Annotated in this window: 15 protein-coding genes; 6 read left to right on the top strand and 9 right to left on the bottom strand. The window is 71.6% G+C overall.

Annotated features, from left to right (window positions below; all coding sequences use genetic code 11):
• Positions 1 to 187 precede the first annotated feature (187 nt).
• Positions 188 to 3076 (top strand): bifunctional glycosyltransferase family 2 protein/CDP-glycerol:glycerophosphate glycerophosphotransferase, encoded by a 2889-nt coding sequence (locus ABXJ52_RS14580; protein ID WP_367042503.1) that lies wholly within the window; start codon positions 188 to 190, stop codon positions 3074 to 3076.
• Positions 3073 to 4248 carry a glycosyltransferase gene (locus ABXJ52_RS14575; RefSeq protein WP_367042501.1) on the top strand — a complete coding sequence of 392 codons (1176 nt, stop codon included), beginning with the start codon at positions 3073 to 3075 and terminating at the stop codon, positions 4246 to 4248. Before ABXJ52_RS14580 ends, ABXJ52_RS14575 begins: the two co-directional genes overlap by 4 nt.
• On the opposite strand, the gene ABXJ52_RS14570 is transcribed toward ABXJ52_RS14575, so the two are convergent.
• Positions 4249 to 5082: an ABC transporter ATP-binding protein gene (locus ABXJ52_RS14570; RefSeq protein ID WP_367042499.1), complete on the bottom strand. Its 834-nt coding sequence runs from the start codon at positions 5080 to 5082 to the stop codon at positions 4249 to 4251.
• The gene (locus ABXJ52_RS14565; protein ID WP_367042497.1) at positions 5075 to 5986 is read right to left on the bottom strand and encodes an ABC transporter permease; all 912 of its coding nucleotides are present in this window, start codon (positions 5984 to 5986) and stop codon (positions 5075 to 5077) included. Before ABXJ52_RS14565 ends, ABXJ52_RS14570 begins: the two co-directional genes overlap by 8 nt.
• A 123-nt stretch (positions 5987 to 6109) precedes the next feature.
• On the opposite strand from ABXJ52_RS14565, the gene ABXJ52_RS14560 reads away from it, so the two are divergent.
• On the top strand, positions 6110 to 6742 hold the full coding sequence (locus ABXJ52_RS14560; RefSeq protein ID WP_367042496.1) for a TetR/AcrR family transcriptional regulator: 633 nt from the start codon (positions 6110 to 6112) through the stop codon (positions 6740 to 6742).
• An 18-nt stretch (positions 6743 to 6760) separates the two neighbouring features.
• On the opposite strand, the gene ABXJ52_RS14555 is transcribed toward ABXJ52_RS14560, so the two are convergent.
• Positions 6761 to 6943 carry a hypothetical protein gene (locus tag ABXJ52_RS14555; RefSeq protein ID WP_367042494.1) on the bottom strand — a complete coding sequence of 61 codons (183 nt, stop codon included), beginning with the start codon at positions 6941 to 6943 and terminating at the stop codon, positions 6761 to 6763.
• 184 nt (positions 6944 to 7127) lie between these two features.
• Between ABXJ52_RS14555 and ABXJ52_RS14550 the strand changes: the two genes are divergently transcribed.
• Both ABXJ52_RS14550 and ABXJ52_RS14545 read left to right on the top strand, forming a co-directional pair.
• Complete coding sequence (locus ABXJ52_RS14550) at positions 7128 to 8294, top strand: sensor domain-containing protein (protein WP_367042492.1); 1167 nt, start codon at positions 7128 to 7130, stop codon at positions 8292 to 8294.
• Positions 8282 to 8926, top strand: a complete 645-nt coding sequence (locus tag ABXJ52_RS14545; RefSeq protein WP_367042490.1) for a response regulator transcription factor — start codon at positions 8282 to 8284, stop codon at positions 8924 to 8926. Before ABXJ52_RS14550 ends, ABXJ52_RS14545 begins: the two co-directional genes overlap by 13 nt.
• 30 nt (positions 8927 to 8956) lie before the next feature.
• Here ABXJ52_RS14545 and galE read toward each other — a convergent pair whose 3' ends face one another.
• From galE to ABXJ52_RS14525, 4 genes are all read right to left on the bottom strand, one after another.
• On the bottom strand, positions 8957 to 9952 hold the full coding sequence (gene galE / locus ABXJ52_RS14540; RefSeq protein WP_367042489.1) for a UDP-glucose 4-epimerase GalE: 996 nt from the start codon (positions 9950 to 9952) through the stop codon (positions 8957 to 8959).
• Positions 9953 to 10047: 95 nt separating this feature from the next.
• Entirely contained in the window at positions 10048 to 11694 is a 1647-nt protein-coding gene (locus tag ABXJ52_RS14535) for a glycosyltransferase family 2 protein (RefSeq protein WP_367042487.1), read from the bottom strand.
• 34 nt (positions 11695 to 11728) lie between these two features.
• Positions 11729 to 13348 carry a hypothetical protein gene (locus ABXJ52_RS14530; RefSeq protein ID WP_367042486.1) on the bottom strand — a complete coding sequence of 540 codons (1620 nt, stop codon included), beginning with the start codon at positions 13346 to 13348 and terminating at the stop codon, positions 11729 to 11731.
• Entirely contained in the window at positions 13345 to 16836 is a 3492-nt protein-coding gene (locus ABXJ52_RS14525) for a CDP-glycerol glycerophosphotransferase family protein (protein WP_367042484.1), read from the bottom strand. Before ABXJ52_RS14525 ends, ABXJ52_RS14530 begins: the two co-directional genes overlap by 4 nt.
• A gap of 151 nt (positions 16837 to 16987) precedes the next feature.
• Here ABXJ52_RS14525 and ABXJ52_RS14520 point away from each other — a divergent pair, with 151 nt between their 5' ends.
• Positions 16988 to 19087: a bifunctional glycosyltransferase family 2 protein/CDP-glycerol:glycerophosphate glycerophosphotransferase gene (locus ABXJ52_RS14520; protein WP_367042482.1), complete on the top strand. Its 2100-nt coding sequence runs from the start codon at positions 16988 to 16990 to the stop codon at positions 19085 to 19087.
• Here the strand turns inward: ABXJ52_RS14520 and ABXJ52_RS14515 are convergent.
• Complete coding sequence (locus tag ABXJ52_RS14515; RefSeq protein ID WP_367042480.1) at positions 19069 to 21894, bottom strand: stealth conserved region 3 domain-containing protein; 2826 nt, start codon at positions 21892 to 21894, stop codon at positions 19069 to 19071. The genes ABXJ52_RS14520 and ABXJ52_RS14515 overlap by 19 nt on opposite strands.
• On the bottom strand, positions 21891 to 22862 hold the full coding sequence (locus ABXJ52_RS14510; RefSeq protein ID WP_367042478.1) for a hypothetical protein: 972 nt from the start codon (positions 22860 to 22862) through the stop codon (positions 21891 to 21893). The genes ABXJ52_RS14515 and ABXJ52_RS14510 overlap by 4 nt, the downstream gene beginning before the upstream one ends.
• Between the last annotated feature and the right edge of the window lie 11 nt (positions 22863 to 22873).

Below are 22873 nucleotides of genomic sequence, written 5' to 3'. Positions count from 1 at the left end.
TGGCCCACAGCAGGAGAGAAGGGGACGCCCCGAGCCATCAGGCTCGGGGCGTCCCCTTCTCTCGCCGGGTGGCTCGCGCGCGACCCTATCGCGGCACCTCTGTAAGCCATTCACACCCCCTCGAAGGGTGCTAATCGGGCATTAGCGATAATTAGTAGGATGAGCTGGCATCTGACTGGAGGGACGCATGGGAGCGATAGGTGAGCGGGGGACGCCGGGGGAGCGACCCGATGTGTCCGTCGTGGTGATCGTCTACAACGACGCCGATCGGCTGCCGACCGCCGTGCGGTCGGTGCTCGACCAGACGCTGCGCGGAGTAGAGGTCGTCATCGTCGACGACTGCAGCACGGACGGTTCGTACGAGACGGCGCAGGAGCTGGCCGCCGAGCACCCCGAGCGGGTGCGGGCCTACCAGCTGCCGGAGAACAGCGGGGGCTGCGGCGAGCCCCGCAACGTGGGCATCGGGCACACCGTCGGCAGCCACGTGATGTTCCTGGACAGCGACGACGTCCTGGAGCGCAATGCCTGCCGCAACCTCCTCGAAGCCGCCGAGCGCGACGGCTCCGACATCGTCTCCGGGCTCTGCGTACGGGTGCACATGGACACGCGCAACAAGAAGCGCGAGCCGTGGTACCCGTGGCTGTACGCCCGGACCCGCACCCTGGACTCCGTCGAGGAGCTGACCGACCTGTTCGTGTGGGACACGCTGTCCACGAACAAGCTCTACCGGCGCGACTTCCTCATCGAGAACGGCCTGCGCTTCCTGAAGGGGATGTTCTACGAGGACCTGATGTTCATCGCCGAGGCCTACCTCGCCGCCGGGCGCATCACCCTCATCGCGAACCAGGTCTACTTCTGGCACGTCTACGCGCGCGGCCCGGTGAAGTCGGTGAGCAACCGGCGCCACGAAATGGTCAACTTCCAGCACCGGATGGAGATCCACCGCCGGATCGACGTGCTGCTCGCGCAGCGCGGCCTCGACGAGGTGCGGCTCGCCAAGGACGTCAAGTACCTCAAGCACGACCTGGTGCTCCACCTGCGCGACCTGCCGTTCCGCGACGCCGCCTACCGGCAGGAGTTCGCCGGGCTCGCCCGCGACTATCTCGCCGGGATCGACCACGCCGCGTACGACGAGGTGCAGCCGATTCAGGCCATCTGCGCCTACCTCCTGGAGCAGGGCGACTGGGAGAACCTGCTGCCCGCCGTCGACACCCTCACCAACCGCGACAAGATCTCCGCACCGCTCGCCGAGCGGGACGGGCGCGTGTACTGGTGCGCCGAGCATCTCGACGACCCGGTCGGCCGCCACGTCCTGGACGTGACGGAGCTCGGCTATCACACCAAGCGGCTCGACCAGATGTTCCTGCGCAACGTCCTGACACGGTACGAGGAGACCGCGGGGACCGTCCGTATGGCGGGCCGCGTCACCAACCCGCTCGGTGTCGTCGGCCCGGACGCCGTGCTCAGCGCCGAGCTCGAGTTCAGCGCGCGCCGCCGCAGCCTGCAGTCCTTCCGCTTCCCGGTCACCGCCGTGCGGTACGAGGGCGACGCGATCGTCTGGGAGGCCTCCGTCGACCTCGCGCGGCGGCTGCGCCCGCTCGGCGTCTTCGACGCGGTGTGGGACGTGCGCCTGCACCTCGTCGCCGACGGCGTGCGCACCAGGACGCGGCTCACCGCGTGCGACCCGGGGCTCGCCGAGGGAAAGCTCCCGGTGCGGCCGCGGCTCACCCGGCTCGTCGCCGACCACATGGAGCCCGAGGTCTCGCAGCGCGGGCACCTCGCGTTCCGGCTCGTCACGCGGGAGGCGGCGGGTGACCGGATCCAGGACCTGGTGGCCCGCGGGACGAACGGCGTGCCGGGGCGCCTCGCCAAGTCCGGCTTCCGTAAGGCAAGAAAGCTGCGCAAGGACCTCACGTCCGGGCGGAGCAAACTGCGCGTGTACGACGAGGTGTTCAGTCGCCTGCCGGTCAAGAAGGGCACGGTCGTCTTCGAGAGTCATCTCGGCAAGCAGTACAGCGACAGCCCCCGGGCGATCTACGAGGAGATGCGGCGCCAGGGCCTCGACTTCGACGCCGTGTGGTCCTATGCCGGGGACCCGAAGGGCTTCCCCGAGGACGCCACGCTGGTACGGAGGTGGTCGCTGCCGTATCTGAAGGCCCTCGCGCAGGCCGAGTTCTGGGTCGACAACCAGAGCTACCCGCTCAAGCTCACCAAGCGGCCCCAGACGACGTACATCCAGACCTGGCACGGCTCGGCGCTCAAGCGCATGGGCTTCGACGAGCCCGCATGGAAGCTGCGCAGCAAGGCGCGGCAGGAAGAGCAGCAGCGCGTCCTGGACCGCTTCGACCGCTTCCTGGTCCGCTCCGAGCACGATGTGCGGACCCTGGCGAAGGCCCTGCGCCTGAAGGAGAAGGTGCTGCTCAGGGTCGGCTACCCGCGCAACGACGCGCTGGTGCGGGCCAAGCGAGCCGAGGACGCGAGCGGAGTGCGCGAACGCGGGCCGCTGGCAGCCGAGTTGGGCATACCCGACGACAAGCGGGTGCTTCTCTACGCGCCGACCTTCCGTCGCCACGGCGGCCGGCACGGACGCTTTGAACTGCCCTTCGACGTCGAGCGGTTCGCCGAGGAGTTCGGCGACCGGTATGTGCTGCTCGTGCGCTCGCACTACCTGAACCACGTGGTGCTCCCGCCGTCCGTGCGGGGCCGCGTCATCGACGTCTCCGCCCACCACGACGTCACCCCGCTCTACGAGCTCGCCGACGCGATGATCACCGACTACTCGTCCGTGATGTTCGACTACGCCCTCCTCGACCGGCCGATGCTGTTCTTCACGTACGACTACGAGGAGTACGTGCACGAAGGGCGAGGGACGTACTTCGACCTGCGGGAGCGGGCTCCCGGGCCGGTGGTCGACACCGAGGACGAGCTGTTCGGGGCGCTCAAGGCGCTGGACGAGCAGGCGCTCGACTACGCGGGCGCCCGGCAGCGGTTCGTGGCCGATTTCGGTGAGTACGACCGGGGCGATGCCGCCAAGAGCGTCGTCGATCAGTTCTTCTCGCACTGGAGCGGCAAGTGAGTCAGGCAGCAGCGATCGAGACGGCGCAGCGGACGCGGGACATCTTCTTCGTCTCCAACAGCGTCAACGAGCTGGGCGGGGTCACCAGTTGGTCCCACCAGATGGCCCGCCTCTTCGTCGAGCGCGGCCACCGCGTGCACGTCATCGGCATCACCGAGCCCGAAGTGCCGCAGGACGTCGGCACGGACCTGCCGTACCCCACCACGACGCTGTACGACGAGCACCCGCCCCGTGTCGGCCCGGCGCGCGGCATCAAGGGGCGGCTCAACGTGGCCAAGCACCGGCAGCGCAGGCGGCGCGAGCAGGGCATGCACGAGCAGGCCGCCAAGCTGACCGCGCTCTTCGCGAAGGCCGGGCCCGGAGCCGTCGTCATCGTCACGCAGGTGTGGGCGATGGAGTGGGTCGAACTCGCCGACACCACCGGCCTGACGGTCATCGGCATGAGCCACGAGTCGTTCGCCTACTCGCGGGGGTGCTCGCGCTTCGGGCGCGTGCGCAAGCACTACAAGGACGTCGACCGGATGCTCGCGCTGACCCGCGAGGACGCCGACCTGTGGATCAGGCAGGGCATGGACAACGCGTCCTTCATGCCGAACCCGCTGCCGTTCATGCCCGAGGTCCCCTCGCGGCGCACCGAGAAGGTCGTCACCAGCATCGGCCGACTGCACGACCAGAAGGGCATCGACATGCTCCTCGACACCTGGGCGGAGGTCGCGCCGCTGCACCCGGACTGGAAGCTGCGGATCTACGGCTCCGGCGAGGACGAGGAGATACTCAAGAAGCAGTGCACGGCCCTTGGCCTCGACGGTTCCGTGGAGTGGATGGGCCGCACGGGCGATGTGCCGGGGGCGCTGCGCGGCGGCTCGGTGTTCGTGCAGTCGTCGCGGGGCGAGGGTTTCCCGCTCGCCCTGATGGAGGCGATGGCCGCCGCGGTGCCGTGCGCGGCCTTCGACTGCGCGCCCGGCGTGCACGAGATCGTCCAGGACGGCGTGGACGGGCTGCTGGCGCGGCTCGGCAACACGGCTGAACTGGCGCGCAGGCTGGACACGTTGATGTCCGACAAGGAGCTGCGGGACCGGATGGGGGAGCTGGCCAGGGTGAACATCCAGCGCTACACGACGGATGAAGTCGTGCGGCGCTGGGAGGAGTTGTTCGCGTTCCTCGAACGGTGACTACTTCTTGCCGCCCGTAAAGCGCTCGTACTCCTTGAGCACGTCCGCCGTCGGGCCGTCCATGCGCAGCTCGCCGTGTTCGAGCCAGAGCACGCGTTCGCAGGTGTCGCGGATCGACTTGTTGTTGTGGCTGACCAGGAAGACCGTGCCCGCGCGCTTGCGCAGTTCGCGGATGCGGGCCTCCGAGCGCTTCTGGAAGGAGCGGTCGCCGGTCGCGAGGGCCTCGTCGATGAGCAGGACGTCGTGGTCCTTGGCGGAGCCGATGGAGAAGCGCAGTCGGGCCGCCATGCCGGAGGAGTACGTGCGCATCGGGAGCGTGATGAAGTCGCCCTTCTCGTTGATGCCGGAGAAGTCGACGATTTCCTGGTAGCGCTCCTGGATCTGCTCGCGGCTCATGCCCATCGCCAGGCCGCCGAGCCGGACGTTGCGCTCGCCGGTGAGGTCGTTCATCAGGGCAGCGTTCACACCGAGCAGGGAGGGCTGGCCGTCGGTGTAGATGCGGCCGTTCTCGACGGGCAGCAGCCCCGCGATCGCCTTCAGGAGGGTCGACTTGCCCGAGCCGTTCGTGCCGATCAGGCCGATGGCCTCGCCCTTGTGGGCGGTGAAGGAGACCTCCCTGACGGCGTGCACCTTGCGTACGCCGCTCTCCTCGCCGCCCTTCCTGCCGCGCTTGAGGATGCGGCCCAGGGCGGCGGTCGCGCTGCCGCGGCCGGTGGCGGAGCCCGCCCCGTGGACGCGGTAGACGATGTCGACCCGGTCGACGATGACGGTGGGAGCGGGTGCCTGGAGTGCGGGCTCTGTCGTTGTGGGAGTTGCTGTCGTCGTCTCAGCCACGGCCGTACGTCTCCTCTGCCTTCCAGAAGTAGATGAACCCGCCGACGCCGGCGAGCAGCGCCCAGCCCACCGCCCACGCCCAGACGTGGTGCGGGAGCTGGCCATCCCGGAAGGTGTCGATCAGCGCGAAGCGCATCAGGTCGATGTAGACGGCCGCCGGGTTGCACTCCAGGAGGAGCTTGAGCGCGTGCGGCAGGTGCTGGTCCTTGAGGACCGCGTCGATGCTCCACATCACCCCGGACACGTACATCCACGTGCGCAGCACGAACGGCATCAGCTGGGCGATGTCGGGCGTCCTGCTGCCCAACCGGGCCACCACCAGGGCCAGGCCCGTGTTGAACGTGAACTGCAGCAGCAGGACCGGCACCACCAGGAGCCAGGACATGGCCGGCGGGACGCCGAAGCAGAGCAGGATCACGACGAGCGCGCCCATGGAGAACAGGAGCTGCTGGAGCTGCTGCAGGCTGAAGGAGATCGGCAGCGCGGCCCGCGGGAAGTGCAGCGCGCGCACCAGGCCGAGGTTGCCGGCGATGGCGCGGGTGCCCGCCATCACCGAGGTCTGCGTGAACGTGAAGATGAAGACGCCGGTGACCAGGAACGGGACGTAGTCAGGGACGTCGTGCTTGGTGTCCATCAGCACGCCGAAGATGAAGTAGTAGACCGCCGCGTTCAGGAGCGGCGTCATCACCTGCCACACCTGGCCGAGCTTCGCCTGGCTGTACTGGGCGGTGAGCTTGGCGGTCGCGAAGGCGGTGATGAAGTGGCGCCGCTGCCACAGCTGCCGGACATACCCGGGGAGCGTGGGGCGGGCGCCGCTGACGGTCAGGCCGTGCCGGGCGGCGAGCTCGGCCGGGTCGGGGACCGGGGCCACCGTGCGGGGTGGTGCGTCGAGGACCTGACTCACTTCCGCGGCTCCTTACTCGTGACGTCGTTACGTCGGGACGGGCCCGTATCGTCGCAACGTCGAGAGTAGGTCCATGTGACGTCGGAACGCAACCGTATCGTCGTCACGTTCTATGCTGTCCGTATGACGACGAGCAGGCCAGGAGATGAACAGCCGCGTGAGCAGCCGCGCCGCAGGGCGCCCGCGGGGGCCGCGGTGCTCCGCGAGGATGTGACCGAGGCCATCAGGTCCGCCGTCTTCGAGGAGCTGGCGGCGGTCGGGTACGCGCGCATGTCCATCGAGGGCATCGCACGCCGCGCGGGCGTCGGCAAGACCGCCGTCTACCGGCGCTGGCGCTCCAAGCTGCACCTCGTGCTCGACCTGGTGTCGGCGATAGCGGTCCAGGGCCTGCCAATGCCGGACAGCGGCTCCCTGGAGGGCGATCTGCGGCTGCTGTACGAGGTGACGTCGCGCGCCCTGCGGCATCCGGTGGCCTCGCAGGTGATCCCCGATCTCCAGGCGGAGGCGGCACGCAACCCCGAGATCGCGGAGGCCATGCAGAAGGCCTTGCGGGAGGGGCAGCACGGGGTGGCGAACGGGATCGTGCGGGCGGCCGTGGCGCGCGGTGAGGTGCGGGACGGTGTCGACGAGGACCTCGCCCTCGACCTGGTGTCGGGGCCGCTCTACTGGCGGTCGGTGGTGGTGCGGGCCGAGCTGCCCAAGGGCTATCTGGGCAGCCTCGCGTCGGCTACGGCGGCGGCGCTGCGGGCGTTGTGAGGGTGCCTCGGGACCAGGTCAGGCCCGCTTCTCCTGCCTCTGCCGCTTCTCCCGCAGCAGGAACAGGGCCGCGGCCGAGCCGAGGGTGACGACGCCGGTGCCCACGCTGATCAGGACCTGCTTCACTCCGTCGAAGGCGAAGCTGGTGGAGACGTTGGTGACCAGGGCGAGCGCGAAGACGAGCCAGAGCAGGGGCTTCATGGGGCGGGGCCTCTCAAGTCGGGTGCGGGGTGCGGGGCGTGGCCCGCTGCGAGATCAACTCTGCCTGTGCGCGGGCCGTGTGGCGAGGGTGTGCTCTCCCGAGACGGGGGTGTAGCCCGCTACACCCCCGGCCCGGGAGCGGCCTCGACCGCGCGTGTGAGCCCGGTCGCATAGCCTCATGGCCATGCGGGAGACACTGCGGCGTACGAGGCGGGCCCTGGAGCAACTGGCCGTGGCGGCGCTGCTTTCCCTGGCGTCGTACCTCTTCGTCGGAGTCATCCTCCTCACCCTCGTCACCACGCTCATCGTCGTCGGTGCGGGCGTCATGCCCGAGACGGTCCTGATGCTGCGCCGGATGGCGGGCTTCAAGCGGCGCCGCGTCGCCCTGTGGACGGGCACGGACATCCCCGAGGCGTACGTGCCGCTGACCGGCACGCTCTCCGAGCGGGTGCGCGCGGGGGTCACGGACCCGGCGACGTACCGCGATCTGCGGTGGCTGGGACTGCACTTCGTCTACGGCTGGCTGCTGTTGTACGTGTCGCTGCCGGTGTTCGCCGTCGGGATGCTGGTCGACGGTGTGTGGTGCGGTCTTCTCGGTCGCCGCGCGGTGGTGCTGCCGCTGGTGGCGCGCATCGCGGACCTGGAGGCGGCCTGGTCGGGGGCGTTGCTCAAGGCGTCGCCGGAGGCGGAGCGGGCCGTGCGGCTCAGCGAGCGGGTCGAGGAGCTGACCGTCACGCGGGCCGGCGCGGTCGCCGCGCACGGGGCCGAACTGCGGCGCATCGAGCGGGACTTGCACGATGGCACGCAGGCGCGTCTCGTCTCGATGTCGATGCGGGTGGGGCTCGCGAGGCGTGCGTTCGACAAGGACCCCGAGGCGGCACGGAAACTTCTCGCGGACGCGCAGGACCAGGCGGAGGAGGCCCTGACCGAGCTGCGGCACGTCGTACGCGGCATCCATCCGCCGATCCTGACGGACCGGGGGCTGGTGGGCGCGGTGCGGGCGCTCGCGGCGAGCAGCGGGCTTGAGGTGGCGGTGCGCGCGGAGGGCGTGGAGGAGGGGCCGCGGGCGCCCGCGGCCGTGGAGGCGGCGGCCTACTTCGTCGTCGCGGAGGCGCTGACGAACGCCGCCAAGCACAGTGGGGCGGCTGAGGCGACGGTTGAACTCGCGCGGTCGGACGCCGTGTTGAGGATGTCGATACGCGACGAGGGGCGGGGCGGCGCGGACGACGCGGGTGGCACCGGGCTGCTCGGGATGCGGCGCAGGGTCGCCGCGCTGGACGGGACCGTGGAAGTGGCGAGCCCCGTCGGGGGGCCGACCGTGATCGAAGTGGAGCTGCCGTGCGCGTGGTGATCGCCGAGGACAACGCCTTGCTGCGGGAGGGGATGGTCCTGTTGCTGTCCTCCGCGGGGCACGAGGTGGTGGCGGTGGCGGCGAGCGGCCCCGAGGTACTGCCCGCGCTGCTCGAACACCGCCCGGACGTCGCTGTGTTGGACGTACGGATGCCGCCGGGCTTCCGTGACGAAGGGCTGCGGGCCGCGCTGGCCGCGCGGCAGGAGATCCCCGGGCTGCCGGTGCTCGTGCTCTCCCAGTACGTCGAGGAGACGTACGCCGCCGAGCTGTTGGGCGGGGGCGCGGGCGGCGTCGGCTACCTCCTGAAGGACCGGGTGGGGCGGGTCGACGAGTTCCTCGACGCACTGGACCGGGTGGCCGGCGGCGGAACGGCCCTGGACCCGGAGGTGGTAACGGAACTGCTGACCCGCCGCCGAAACGACCCCCTGGACTCGCTGACGCCCCGGGAGCGCGAGGTGCTCCAACTGATGGCGGAGGGCCGGGACAACGGAACGATCGCGACGGCCCTGACGGTGTCGGACCGGGCGGTGAGCAAACACATCGGCAACGTCTTCGCCAAGCTGGGCCTACCACCAACCGACAGCGGCCACCGGCGGGTGCTGGCAGTGCTGGCGTATTTGAACAGGGGGTGAGGAGGGGCGCGACGCAGCGCCCTCGCCTGCTTACGCCCTCTCCTGCTTCCTGTCCGCACCCGGATGCGAGCGCACCCATCCCGCCCACGCCGACGTCACCATCTCGCGTACGTCCCGCTTGGCCGACCAGCCGAGTTCTGTGGTGATGCGGGTTGCCGATGCCACCACCCTCGCCGGGTCGCCGGGGCGGCGGGGGGACACGGTGGGTGGCAGGTCGTATCCCGTCACCTCGTTGATCAGGGTGGCCATCTCCAGGACCGAGACTCCCTCGCCCCGGCCGATGTTGAGCGTCAGGTCCGTGCCCGCCGGGGCAGTGGCCAGTTTGCGGGCCGTCGCCACGTGGGCCTCCGCGAGGTCCGCCACGTGGATGTAGTCGCGTACGCAGGTGCCGTCCGGCGTCGGGTAGTCCGCGCCGAAGACGCGTGGCGCCTCGCCGGCCGTGAGCTTCTCGAAGACCATCGGGACCAGGTTGAAGACGCCCGTGTCCGCGAGGTCGGGGCTCGCCGCGCCCGCCACGTTGAAGTAGCGGAGCGACGCCGTCGACAGGCCGTGCGCCCGGCCCGTCGCGCGGACCAGCCACTCGCCCGCCAGCTTCGTCTCGCCGTACGGGCTCATCGGCAGGCAGGGCGTCTCCTCCGTCACCAGGTCCACGTCCGGCATGCCGTACACGGCCGCCGAGGAGGAGAGGACGAAGGAGGTGACGCCGGCGTCGGTCACCGCCGACAGCAGGATCCGCAGCCCCTCCACGTTCTCGTGGTAGTACCGCAGGGGCTGCTCGACGGACTCGCCGACCTGCTTCTTCGCCGCCAGGTGCACGACGCCGGTGACGGCGTGCTCCTTCAGCGTGCGGGCGAGCAGCTCCGCGTCGAGCGTCGAGCCGGTCACCAGCGGTACGCCCTGCGGGACGCGCTCGGCGATGCCCGTGGACAGGTCGTCGTAGACCACGGCCCGCTCGCCCGCCTCCGTCATGGCACGGACCACGTGTGCCCCGATGTAGCCGGCGCCGCCGGTGATCAGCCAGGTCATCGTCAGTCAGCCTTCTTCTGTGGGTCCGGGTGGATGGTTGTGCGGTTCCGGTTGGATGGTTGTGCAGTGTCGCAGAGGTCCGTGTTCGGGCAGCGTCAGCGTCCCGCTCCGCTCACCCAGCGCGCGAGCCGCCTGCGCGCCACCCCGAGCACGCCCCGCACCCCCGGCGCGAGCCGCACCGCCAGGTTCCCCGCCTGCGTCCTGTACGGCTGGGCCAGCAGGATCCCCCGGCGGGTCAGCAGTGCCGTGCGCCGCAGCAGACCCGGCCCCGCCACCGCCCGCGCCGCCGTCTCGCGCGTCGTACCGTCGCCGAAGTGCAGGCGCAGCCGCAGGTCCCACACGCCGCCGCCGAGCGAGCCCAGGTCGAGGACCACCTCGGTGAGCCAGCACCCCTCGGCGTCCGGCGGGCCGAACGCCGCCGTGCGGCGCAGCGCGGGGCCGTCGGCGTTCCGCGGGACGAGCTCCACGTCGACCGTGGCCGGGCCCGCTTCCGCCACCCGCCCGTACAGCTCGTGCAGCCGAAGCGTGAGGCGGCTGCCGCCCGCGCGGGGGCGCAGTTCGGCGTCGACCGCCAGCGGGAGGAGGCGGATGGGGCGCAGGAGGAGGTGTTCCAGGGTCACCTGGGGGAGGTCGTCGGACCAGATGGGCGTGCCGTCGGGCGAGTGGGCGTAGGGCGGCGCGAGGCGCGCGGGGCGGGCCGCCACCTCCTGGATGCGGGTCAGGTCGCGCGGCTCGGGCGAGGCGAGGATCACGCGGGCGATGATCCGGCCCGGCGCGGGCGCCGCGTCCAGGTCGGCGGTGTCGAAGGCCGTGAGGTACGCGCGCGTGGCCGTCCACCACTCCCGGCGGTACTCCGGGCTCCGCGTGGTGAGCTCACGCGCGTACATCCGCAGGCTGTGGTCGATGAACTTGGCGCGGGCGGCGCGCGCGAGCCGCTTGCCCGCGTCGCCCGACGCGCTGCGTGCCTCCCGGAGGATCTCGACCGACTGGCGGTGGGCCTCCAGTCGGGCCTGCCAGTTGGCGATGGACGAGCGGTCGAGGGAGATCGACAGCTTGGCCGCCGTGCGGCGCACGTTCCACACGTAGACGGGATCCGTGATCAGCGCGATGCGCGGGCCCGCCGCCATGACGCGGGCCGTGAAGACGAAGTCCTCGTACGTGAAGTGGCCCTCGGGAAAGCGGAGCGCGTGCTTTCGCAGGAAGTCGGTGCGGTAGAGCTTGTTGACGCACAGGGTGTCGTGGACCAGACGGGGGCGCAGCTCGGGCCGCGCGATGAGCCGGGGCTCGGTGTAGAGCAGGGGCTGCCAGGGGCTCTCGCGTCCGGAGGGCAGTTCGCGGCGCACGCAGAGCCCGGAGACCACCTCGGCGTCGTGCCGGGCCGCGGCCTTGAGCAGGGCGTCGACCGCACCCGGCGGCAGCACGTCGTCGCTGTCGAGGAACATCACGTACGCGGACGTCGTGGCCTCGATCCCGTCGTTGCGCGGAGTGCCGCAGCCGCCGCTGTTGGCGGCGCGGCGGATCGGTTTGACGCGCGGGTCCTCCCGGGCGAGCTCCGCGAGCAGCTCGCCGCTGCCGTCGGTCGAGCAGTCGTCGACGGCGATCACCTCGCGGACGGCGGGGCCCTGGGCGAGCGCCGAGCGCACCGCGTCCGAGACGTGCGCGGCGTCGTTGTAGCCGATCACGACGACGCAGACCTGGGGCGACGGGGGCGACGGGGGCGAGAGAGACAAAGAGGGATCCACGGGGGAATTTTATAGGTTCCTGGTAATTATCCGATTAGGGGGTCTTGGGGGGTCCCGGGTTATTTCGTGCTCCGGTGCCCGCATCGGTGCTCCCGGTGCCCGCATCGGTGCTCCCGGCGCCCCCGCCCGTGTGCCCGCCGCTCACCCGCGCAAGCACCTCGCCCGTACGCGGCCCCCACGCCACCACGACGGCCTCGTCCGGAACCTGCTGGTCGGGTGAGAGCAGCAGCCAGCGCACGTCGTAGCGGCGCACGATCCGCTCACGTTCCGCGCGGGTCGAGTCGGGGGAGAGATAGTCGCGCACCTTTTGGAGGCGGTGGTTGCGCGTGTCCTCGGCCAGCGAGGCGTCCGGCCAGGCCGGCCCGACGAGATTGGCGCCGAACGCCGGGATGGAGCGGGTGGGGTAGTAGCCGTTGGTCAGGACGACATCGCCCCGGTCGAGGTGGCGCACCGCCCAGCCGTAGCCGGGCCACCGCGGCGGCTGGTCGAAGCCCACCGGATCCAGGGCGCGCGGCACGACCGCGCCCGCCTGTAGCGTGCAGAAGCCGATGGCCGCACCGGTGGCCGCCACACCCCCCAGGGCCATGCGCCACCGGCGCCAGGGGCGGGGCGCGGCCAGCTCGATGGCGAGGGCGAACTGGAGGGGGACGAGGGTAAGGCCCAGGATGCGCCCGTAGGTGTAGTGGCCGCTGAGCCAGCCGTACGCCACGACCGCGCAGTCCAGGACGAACATCAAGGCCAGGGGGTCGCGCCGGTTCCTCCGCAGGCGCAGGGCGAGCGCGGGCAGGCCGATCAGCGCGAGCCAGAAGCGCTGCGGCATCTCGGTGTAGAGCTGCCGGTGGATCCAGTCGACGCTCTCGTCACCGACGAGGGAGAAGACGGAGAAGTAGGGCCAGCTCGCCGCGAGCAACGCCGCCGTCACGGCGGTCGCCGCCCACTTCCACGCCGCCGCGAAGGGGCGCAGGCCCGAGGCCGCGAACGCCACGACCCCGATCACCGCCGCCACGGAGGAGATCGGATGGACGAGCAGGATCACCCCGCACAGCGCGCCGAGACCCACGTACGCGAGGACGCCCCGCGGTGACTTCGCGAGCGAGCCCGCCAGGCCCCACGCCCAGAACGCCAGGCCGATCGCGAACGTCGACGGGTAGCCGAGGTTCCCCGTCATCGACATCAGACCGAGGTAGCCGCTCCACCACGCCATCCGGGTGCCCCAGAGCACCACCATCGCCAACAGGGCCAGCACAGGCGCCCACTGACGTGACGTCAGGACCCGCACGAACCGCCCGAGGCCCGTGAGCAGTACCAGCAGGTTCAGCGGACCCGCCAGCTTCACGACCTCCCAGCCCGCGAGACCCGTCACGCGCGCGAAGACACCCTGCGCCACCGCGTACGGCGAGTAGTACGGGCTGCCAGCGCCCGGCAGGTCCGCCATCGGGTGCCGCGGATGCAGCAGGTCGGCCTTGAGCCGCTCGATCACCGCCGCGTGCTGCCCGAAGTCGCAGCACATCGGCACCCGCCAGAAGGCGAGCGACATGACGATCCAGAAGAGACCGCCGAAGACGACGTACGGGCTCGGCCGCCACCGCTTGCGCCGGTTCAGAGCCGTCGCGCCGTGGGTCTTCCTGCGGGTCCCGAGCGTGGCCGTGGTCATCGCATGAGCCTCTCCGCGACCCGGGACGCGGCCTGCCCGTCGTCCAGGTCGCAGTAGGCCTCGCGGAACGCCGCGTACGCCTCGGCGTGCCGGGCGGTGAGGGAGTCCAGGTCGCGCAGCGCCTCGACGACCTCGCCGGTGGAGGCGAGCAGCGGCCCCGGCGCGCTGGTCTCGAAGTCGAGGTAGAAACCGCGGACCGTGTCGCGGTAGTGCTCCAGGTCGTAGGCGTGGAAGAGCATCGGACGCCCGGTGTGCGCGAAGTCGAACATCAGGGAGGAGTAGTCCGTCACCAACACGTCCGAGATCAGGAGGAGTTCGGCCGTGCGGGGGTGTGCGGACACATCGCGTACGAAGGGTGCGCGGGCGCCGGGCAGCCGTCCCGCCGCCAGCGGGTGCTTGCGCACGAGCAGGACGTGGTCGTCGCCGAGCACGTCCTGCGCCGCGGCGAAGTCGAGCGCGGCCTCGTAGCGGAAGCGGCCGGGGGAGCAGGCGAGGTGGTCCCGGTAGGTCGGCGCGTACAGGACGACCCGCTTGTCCGGGGCGATGCCCAGCTCGTGGCGCACGCGTTCGGCGACCTTGTCGCGGTCCTCGGAGAAGAAGATGTCGTTGCGGGGCGAGCCCGCCTCCATCACCTCGCCCTCGTAGGCGAGCGCGCGTCCCAGGTGACGGGTGGAGAAGCGGTTCGGGGAGACGAGCACGTCCCACTGGCGCGACAGCTTCGGCAGGACGTCGAGGTGGCCGTGGTCGGCGTAGAGCGTGTCGATGAGGTCGGTGCCGATGCGCTTGAGGGGCGCCCCGTTCCAGGTCTGTACGACGGTCTGCCCGTCCCGCCGCTCGAAGAAGTCGGGCAGATGGCCGGCGGTGACGATGCGGCGGCAGCGGGCGAGCGCCTCGTACCACGCGGTGCTGTGCTCCTCCACGCCCCGCGCCCCCGCGGGCACCCGCGTCTGCTGGTCCCGCGTCACCCACAGGTGCTCGACGTCCACGCCGCGCCGCACCAGCTCCTCGTGGACCGCGCGCGGGGAGTCCCCGTCGAAGTAGAGGACCGCGTCCCGCAGTTGCCGCGTGCGCTGCCGCGGATAGTGCGCGGTGCGCAGCCGGTGCTGCCGATAGGCCCCCCGCTCACCGCGCGCGAGCACGGACCCCGCTTCGATGAGGAGCCGGTCCCCGAACCGCCGGTCCACGGTGAACTCCCGCCCGTCCACGGTCTGGTGGAGCGGAAAGGCGGCGGACACGGAGGCGAGCAGCCGCACGGGCATGCCGTCCTGCGAAGCGCCGTACGCGGCGGCGGCACCCGCGCCGGCCTCCGTCTCCCGCAGGAACGCGTACCACCGCCCCTCCGCCAGCACCCCGCCGCCGGGCGCCACCACCGCCTTGAATCGCCCGTCCGTGCGCTCCACCGGCAGGGTCAGTTCCTCGTCGCGGCCGCTGTGCCGGAGCACCAGCTCCGCCGTGTCCCAGCTCGCGTCGCGGACCGTGCCCTCGATCGTCAGCGTGCCGTCCACGCGCCACGCCACCCGGTCGGCGACCGGCTGCCGGGTCAGCTCGACGACCAGCTGGCCCTGGTCGTTCGCCGTCGCGCACAGCTCGCGGCCGCCGTCGTGCGAGGCGTAACGGCCCGGCGGCAGGTCGAGGGCCGCCGCGAGGGACTTGAGCTTGCCGTCGGGCAGGACCAGGTTGGCCTGCCAGCGGTCGCCGTGCGGGGGCTCGACCTCCTTGGGGGCCAGGTGCGGGGTCGGCGCGATGTCCTCCAGGTCCGCGAGGCGCACGCGCACGTCGAAGCGGTCGTCGCCGGACAGCGTCACGGGGTAGTCGAACTCCGCCGCCGCGTGCTTGTGCGTCAGGCGCAGGGCGGTCGGCCGCAGGTGGCTCGGCAGATGGCCGCTGAGCACCATCGCGTCGCCGTCCCGGTGGTGGGCGTCGACCCGTGCCACGTACGCCTGGATCTTCAGCACCAGGCGGCCCTTGCTGAAGCCGAGCACCAGGCGCAGCCCGTCGCCCAGTTCACGTACGACGGACTGGGCGGCGGAACCGTCCAGGGGGCGGACCGCGGCCCGGCGCACCGAACCGTGGCCCGCGACGACCACGCCGAGCAGCCAGTTGCCCGGCCGCCACCGGCCGCCGGTCTTCAGCTGCTCGGGGTCGACGGTCATCTCGAACCCGGAGAGGTCGTAGCAGTGCAGCTGCTGCCGGGAGTTCTCGGTGGCCTGCGGGGCGGCGACCGTCCGGGTGGGGACCCGCCTCAACTGTGTCCTGCTGTGGGCCGACTTGAGGATCGCGGCCTTGACGGAGTGCCCGGGGCGCGTCGCCTCCAGGTTGCGCACGTACGCGTACCCGCTGATCCGCAGCAGTCCGTCCGCACTCCAACTGGCCTCCCGCACACGGGCGATGACCGGCAGTTCGCCGCGGCCGAGCCGGGCGAGCTCCCGCGGCACCCGGATGTGACCGCCCGAGCCGCGCGGGTAGGCGGCGCTGCGCCGCACCACGCCGCGGACCTCGAAGGCGTTCTTGTTGTTGTGCTGCTCGAAGGTGAGCAGGTCGATCAGGTCGGCGGTGCGCCCTTCGCGTACGAGATGCCATTTCACGCGCAGCGAGACCGGAAGTCCGGCGACGACCCCGGGATCCGCGCGGCGCAGGAACGCGGCGGCGCCCTTCATGAAGGCGGCGCGGTACTCGGGCCCGCCCATGGGCAGGCCCTCCAGGAAGTACACGAAGTCGTCGCGCAGGCAGGAGGTGTCGTACGTGCCCCGCAGCTCGGGCGCGTGCTCGGCGAGGAACGCGCTGACGTGCGCGCACGCCGCGATCCGGTCGCGTACGCCCTTGACGTCCGTGCGCCGCCGGGTGATCGAACCCTCGCGCACCCGCCAGTAGTAGACGTGGTCGCTGAGCACGTCCACGGAGCCCGCGAGGAAGTGCGCGGGGATCATGACCGGCGTGTCCTCGTACAGCTTCCCTTCGGGGAAGGTGAAGCCGTGCCGGTCCCAGAAGGCGCGCCGGAAGACCTTGTTCCAGGCGACGCGGTCGGCGAGGAGCTCCAGGTCCCGGCTGATGTGCGTGCGCGAGCGCGGTTCGGTGAGCCACTTGTACTGCCAGGCCTGCTGGCGGCCGCGCTCGTTCAGGCGCCAGACGTTGCCGCTGGCGAAATCGGACCCGGTCGAGTCCAGACTCCCGGTCATCCGGGCGTACGCGTCGTGCGGCACGACGTCGTCGCTGTCGACGAAGGTCAGGTACTCGGCGGTGGGTGTCGCGTGCCGCACCCCGGTGTTGCGGGCGGCGCTGAGGCCGGCGTTCGGCTGGCGCACGTAGACGAACCGTGGGTCCTTCGCCGCGAACTCGCGGGCGATCCGCGGGCTGCCGTCCGTGGAGCCGTCGTCGACGAGCACGGCCTCCAGATCGGCCATGGTCTGCCCGGCGATCGACTCCAGACACTCCTCCAGAAACTCTTCGACGTTGTAGATGGGCACGACGACGCTGAGACGGGGCTGCACGGCGACCGGCCTTTCACGGGGGAGCAATCATGGGAGTACGGGCGTATTCATCCCTTTTGCCCGTTCCGGTCAAGTTCTTTGCCCCTCTTCACCCCAATGAGTGACGAACGGTCTTCGACAGGTCGTGTCCGGCTGACTACGGTCGGTGTCCATGTCGCGCTTCTCGGTTGTCGTCCCCGCCCATCGCGTCCAGGGCTACCTGCGGGAATGCCTGGACTCCGTGCTCGATCAGAGCTTCGGCGATCTGGAGCTGATCGTCGTGGACGACGCGTCACCGGACGCGTCCGCCGCGATCGCCGCGGAGTGTGCGGAACGCGACCCGCGCGCGCAACTCGTGCGCGCCCCGGCCCACGCGGGCACCGGCCCCGCCCGCAACATCGGCGCGGACCGCGCCACCGGCACCTACCTCCTCTTCCTCGACGGCGACGACCTGCTCAAGCCGGGCGCCCTGGAGGCGATCGCCGAAGCCCTGGACGAGGCCGAGGACCCGGACGTCCTGCTCTTCGCCCATGACCGCGTCGACTGGTGGGAGAACGTGCGCGCGGGCGGCGACGACCTGGCAGGGGACCCGCTCGGCGTCACCGTCGCCGCCTGGAACCGCGTCTTCAGGCGCGGCTTCTGGCAGGAGCGCCGCCTCGCGTTCAGCGAAGGACCGTACGAGGACGTGGTGCCGGTGCGCCGCGCGGCCATGGCCGACGGCGCCCGCACCGTCACCCTCGACACGCCCTGCGTCCGCTGGCGCGAGCGGCGCGGCGGCAGCTTCGCCAAGACCCCGGGCCGGGCGCACTTCGCGGTCATCGGGCGCTACGAGGAGCTGCTCGCCGCTGCCGACCCCGCCGACCGCGCCCGGCTCGTCCCGCACGCGGCCGCGCATCTGCTCGCCGTACTCGACGACGCGGGGCGTATCGCGCCGGGCGACCGGCGGGACTTCTTCCGCGGGGCGGCCCGCCTCTACCGGACGTACGGCCCCGCGGGCCCGGCGCCGACCCCCGGCGAACGGGCCCTGGCCACCGCCTCGTACGCCGCCTACGAGGCGCACCGCAAGAGCCGCTCCCGCAGAAGCAGCGTCACCCGCAAGCTCAAGGACCGGAAGAAGAAGCTGCGCGCCCGCGTCATGCGCCTCACCTACCGCGCCGACCTGCGCCGCCCGCTGGACCCCCACCTCGCGGTCTACGGCGCGTACTGGAACCGCGGGGTCTCCTGCAACCCGGCAGCCATCCATGCCAAGGCCCGCGAACTGGCCCCGCACATCAGGGGCGTATGGGTGGTCTCCAGCCGCAACAAGCACAAGGTGCCCGCGGGCGTCGAGTACGTCATCGAGGGGTCGCGCCGCTACTGGCAGACGATGGCGAGAGCCACGTATCTGATCAACAACTCCAGCTTCCCCGGCGGGTTCACCAAACGCCCCGGCCAGGTCTACCTCCAGACCCACCACGGCACACCGCTCAAGAAGATGGGCCTGGACCAGCGCCGCTACCCGGCGGGCACGCACGGCATCAGCTTCCAGAAGATCCTCGACCACACCGACCAGTGGGACTTCAGCCTCTCCGCGAACCCGCACTCCACGGAGGTCTGGGAGCGCGTCTACCCCTCGACGGCCTACCAGTCCCTGGAGGCCGGCTACCCGCGCAACGACGTCTACTTCACGGCGGTTGCGGGCGAAACCCTCCGCCTGCGCGAGGAGTTGGGCGTCGCGGACGGCCGGACGGTCCTCCTCTACGCGCCCACGCACCGCGACTACCAGAAGGGTTTCCTGCCGGGCCTCGACCTGGAGCGCTTCGTGCGTGTGCTGGGCGAGGAGTACGTGCTGCTGGTGCGCGCCCACTACTTCTACGGCGCCGAAGCGGGCCTGCGGGCCCACCCCCAGCTCGTCGACGTCACCGGCCACCCGCGCGTGGAGGACCTCTGCCTGGCCGCCGACGCGCTGGTCACGGACTACTCGTCACTGATGTTCGACTACGCCTGCCTCGACCGCCCGATCGTGACGTACGCCCCCGACTGGCAGGCCTACCGGCTGGCCCGCGGCACCTACTTCGACCTCCTGTCGGGGCGTGCGGGGGAGACGCCGGGGGCCGTGGCCACCACCGAGGACGAGCTGGCCGGGCTCTTCCGGAGCGGGGAGTGGGACACGGCCGACACGGCGCGGCTGCGCAAGGCCTTCCGGGCGCGGTTCTGTCCCTACGACGACGGGGGCGCCGCCGAGCGGGTGGTGCGGCAGCTGTTCCTCGAAGGTCAGGCGCCGCGCTCGTAGGGCGAGCGCACCGGGAAGTACGCCGTCAGGAACGCGCGGATGGCGAGCGCCTTCTCCTCGTCGGCCAGGTCGCTGTCCGGGGTCTCCCCGATGCAGAAGACCGTCTTGCCGCGGTCCTGGAGCAGCCGGCCCAGGCGCGCGTGGTGCGTGCGCCGGCTGATGTTCACGTAGTCGTACGCGATGCCGCCCGGCACGGATCGGCCGGTGAGATACGCGTAGTGGTGGTGCAGGGACGACACCAGGGCGAGGTCGCTCGTCGAGCGGAAGCGGCTGCGCGCGGTGGCCTCGAGCTCGTCGGGGAACCGCTCGGTGAGCTCCGCGAGGACGCTGCGGTGCAGGGCGTGGGGCGCGTGGACGAAGCCGTGCGTCGTCGTCCTTCCGAACTCTCGTTGCAGCAAGGTGCGGGTGTTCTTCGCCGCGGCACGGTAGCCCTCGTCGTCGGGTGCGACGGGAAGGGTGGGCACGGACACCGACGACCAGAAGAAGTGGGCCGTGCCCGAGCTGAGAAAGAAGGTGTCCGGGGTGGTGGGGCGGCCCAGGAACACGTCGTCGTTGAAGTAGAGAAAGTGCTCCGACAGGCCTTCGATGCGGTGCAGTTGGCTTTCGATGGAGTGGGAGTTGAAGGTGGGGAGCGCGGCCTCCGGGTCGGCGAAGAGGTCCCGGTGGTCGATCACCGTGATGCCCGGGTGCTCCTCGTTCAGCCAGGCCGGGGTCTGGCCCGCCGTGACGAGGTAGATGTGCCGGATCCAGGGCGCGTACATCGCCAGGGAGCGCAGCGAGTAGCGCAGCTCGTCGCGGTTGCGGAAGCGGACGGCGCCGTGGTCCGGCGACGCGTCGTCCTCGGGGCGGCCGAGGGCCGCCGCACGGCGGGCGCGCCATTCGGGGTCGGAGTCGTCGACCCAGGTGTAGACCGCGTCGATGGGGAAGTCCACGTCGCCGATGAGGACTTGGGCGAAGACGTCGAGGGTGGGGTACGTCCGGTCGCCGACTCGGAGGGTGGCCGTCGGCTTCAGCGAGGGAAGCTCCGCTCCGGCGAGCGTGGTGCCGAAGGGCGCGCGCCGGGCGTCGGTCCCGTCGTCCGCGAGCCGCGGCCAGAACGCCACCGTGCAGGCCTGTTGCACGCCGTGGCGCAGGGAGAGGGTCGTGGTGGTCACCGGCTTGAAGAGCTTGACGCCCGCGACCTCGCCGACGCAGTCGAGACGCTCGGCGAGCACGACTCCCGGGGCCGCGTCCCTGGGGTGGACCAGCTCCGCGTAGACGGGCTGGCCGTGCAGGGACTCGGAGAGCGCCTTGAGCGCGCCGTCACGTTCGTCGTCGGCCACGGCCAGGGTGTACGCGGTGCCGGAAGTACGGACGAGGACATAGGGGATGTCCGCCGACTCCAGGGCGGTGGCGGCGAGTTGGAGGTTCCAGTCGGCCATCTCGGGGGCGAGTACGTCGTCGCGGCGCTCGGCGAGGCGGCCCACGGAGCGGATGATCAGGCCGGTGCTGTCCGCGGCGGCGATCTCGTCCTCACGGGTGCGCTCGTCCTCCCCGGGGGCGGCGTTCAACGTGTACGGCGCGGTCGGGCGGAAGCCGCTGCCGCCCGACGCCACACCGAGCGCCACCCGGTCCGCGCGGTCGTCGAGCCGCTCGGGGGCGTCGCGCCGGGCCACGAGCCGGGAGTAGAGCTCCTGCCAGCGGGCCGTGACATCCGTGGAGGAGAAGCGGGCGTAGACCCCTTCGCGGGCCGCGCGGGCGTAGGACCGGCGGGTCTCCGGATCGCCCATCAACTCGCTCATCGCGGCGGCCAGTTCACGCACCTCCCCGGGGGGTACGAGCAGCCCGTCGACGCGGTGCCTGACGATCTCGGCGGGCCCGGTCGGGACGTCGTACGCGACGACGGGCACACCCGCGGCGAGCGCTTCGAGCAGCACGAGCGGGAACGCCTCGCTGTGGGCGGTCATCAGGGTGAGGCCCGCCTTGGCCCACTCGGCGGGCATGTCCTGGCAGATGCCGAGGAGTTCGACGCGGTCCTGGAGCCCGAAACCGTCGACCAGGCGGCGAAGGTGCTGCCTCCGGGGCCCGTCACCGAAGACGCGCAGGGTCCAGTCCGGGTAGGCGTCGGCGACTTCGGCGAAGGCCCGCACGGCGTGGTCCACCCGCTTCTCGCCGGTGAGTCGCGCGGCCATGACGATGACCTTGCTCTCGCCGTCGGCGCGGGGCCTGAAGCCGTCGGGCACGGCGTTCGGGATGACCGCGAGCTCGGGCGCGGTGGCGCCGAGGGAGTCCGCGATCCAGTCGCGGGTCCGGTCGGTGAGCGTGACCAGGGCGTCCAGGCGCGGCGCGTGCAGGAGCAGGGGTTCACCCGAGCGGCCGCGGCGCTGGGTCGACCGGTGCTCCAGGTGCACGGTGACGACCCTGGCCGGGACCAGCTCGACGGCGGCGGCCATCAGGGCGGGTGTCGTGGTGACCAGGACGTCGGTGTCCAGGGTGGCGAGGGCGGTGGCCATCTCGATGTCGGAGAGGCGGTCGAAGGCGGACTCCCAGGCGGGATCGATCAGTTCGCTGGGCAGCGCGGCCAGGGTCCGGCAGGCGGCCTCGTCGAGGCGCGAGCCGCGCACCGGACGCTCGGGGGATGCCGTGCGGTCGACGAGGTAGCGGACGGGGAGGCTGCGGGCCTCGGGGAAGAAGGGCTCGGGGCGGGTGCGGAAGACGGAGATGACCTCGACGTCGTTGCGGTCCGCGAGATGCTGCGCCTGGGTGTAGGTGGCCAGCTCGGTGCCGCCCATCTCGTCGCCCCAGCCGAGGAGGTACGTGATCTTCATGAGGTCTCCTTCGAGATGTCCCAGCACGTCAGGCCGAAGGCGCCGGACTTGGTGAAGTGGGCGTGCGCGCGGACCAGGGAGCCGTCCGGCAGGGCGAAGACACGGAAGGGCGTCGGGTAGGCGGCCGAGGGGTCGCGTACGTCGGAGAGCCACCGCCCGAGGGGGAACGAGGCGCCGGAGGTCTCCGCCTCCACGTGGAAGTCCCACACCCACTGGCCGGGGCTCGCCCCCGCCATCTCCTTGAGCGGCAGCCGGAGACTGAACTCGGCGCCGTCCCACACCGCCCCGACGGGCATGGTGACCCCGTCCCGCCGCCGCACGGCCTTCGCACGCCACCGCCGCGACGCGCCCGCCATGACGAGCCGCCCGTGGACGACGATGCCGTCACCGCCGGGCACGAACCGCACGAGCTCGGCGCGCGGCCGGGAGCGGGTCACCTGCAGCACGGCGCGCCCGCTGCGGCACCGGACGACGCGGATGAGCGTGCCGGTGCGGGGGTCGGGGGCGTGCTGAAGGGTGGGCGTGGACGGCAGTTCGGGGTCCGCGTCGATGCCGATGCCGCGCCGCCGGACGCGGCCACGGGCATCGGCGGTGACGACCGTGAGCCGCCAGACCCCCTCGCCGAGGCGAGGGCCGCCGGGCGCGCCCTCTTCGTGGCGTACGTCGCGCAGGGTGGTGGTCCCGGTGAACAGGGGGCCGTCGTGGCCGTGGTGTTCGAGGGTGAGCGGGACCCGGAAACGGCGGCGGCCGCGCGAGACGATCAGCTGGGCACGGCCTGCCTCTTCCCCAGGGAGCGCGGCGACGGCGACGTTGAGCGTACGGCTGTCCCGGATCGACAGATGCACGGGCGCGAGGAGCGTCCGGGCCCCGCCGCTCACCCGCCCCGCGGCGGCGCGTTCCGCTCGGAAGCGGGTCGTCCGTGCGGTGGCGACGAGCCGCCGAGCTGCGGGCGGCAGGGCCGGGGTCATGGCGTGAACCC

Source organism: Streptomyces sp. Je 1-332 (assembly GCF_040730185.1).
GTDB lineage: Bacteria > Actinomycetota > Actinomycetes > Streptomycetales > Streptomycetaceae > Streptomyces.
This window is presented reverse-complemented; position numbering and strand designations above follow the sequence as displayed.

Excerpts from the sequence above, each read along its gene's own strand:
- ABXJ52_RS14580 (WP_367042503.1), top strand. The coding sequence starts at position 188 with ATGGGAGCGATAGGTGAGCGGGGGACGCCGGGGGAGCGACCCGATGTG.
- ABXJ52_RS14560 (WP_367042496.1), top strand. The coding sequence starts at position 6,110 with ATGACGACGAGCAGGCCAGGAGATGAACAGCCGCGTGAGCAGCCGCGC.
- ABXJ52_RS14555 (WP_367042494.1), bottom strand. The coding sequence starts at position 6,943 with ATGAAGCCCCTGCTCTGGCTCGTCTTCGCGCTCGCCCTGGTCACCAAC.
- ABXJ52_RS14550 (WP_367042492.1), top strand. The coding sequence starts at position 7,128 with ATGCGGGAGACACTGCGGCGTACGAGGCGGGCCCTGGAGCAACTGGCC.
- galE (WP_367042489.1), bottom strand. The coding sequence starts at position 9,952 with ATGACCTGGCTGATCACCGGCGGCGCCGGCTACATCGGGGCACACGTG.
- ABXJ52_RS14530 (WP_367042486.1), bottom strand. The coding sequence starts at position 13,348 with ATGACCACGGCCACGCTCGGGACCCGCAGGAAGACCCACGGCGCGACG.
- ABXJ52_RS14520 (WP_367042482.1), top strand. The coding sequence starts at position 16,988 with ATGTCGCGCTTCTCGGTTGTCGTCCCCGCCCATCGCGTCCAGGGCTAC.
- ABXJ52_RS14515 (WP_367042480.1), bottom strand. The coding sequence starts at position 21,894 with ATGAAGATCACGTACCTCCTCGGCTGGGGCGACGAGATGGGCGGCACC.
- ABXJ52_RS14510 (WP_367042478.1), bottom strand. The coding sequence starts at position 22,862 with ATGACCCCGGCCCTGCCGCCCGCAGCTCGGCGGCTCGTCGCCACCGCA.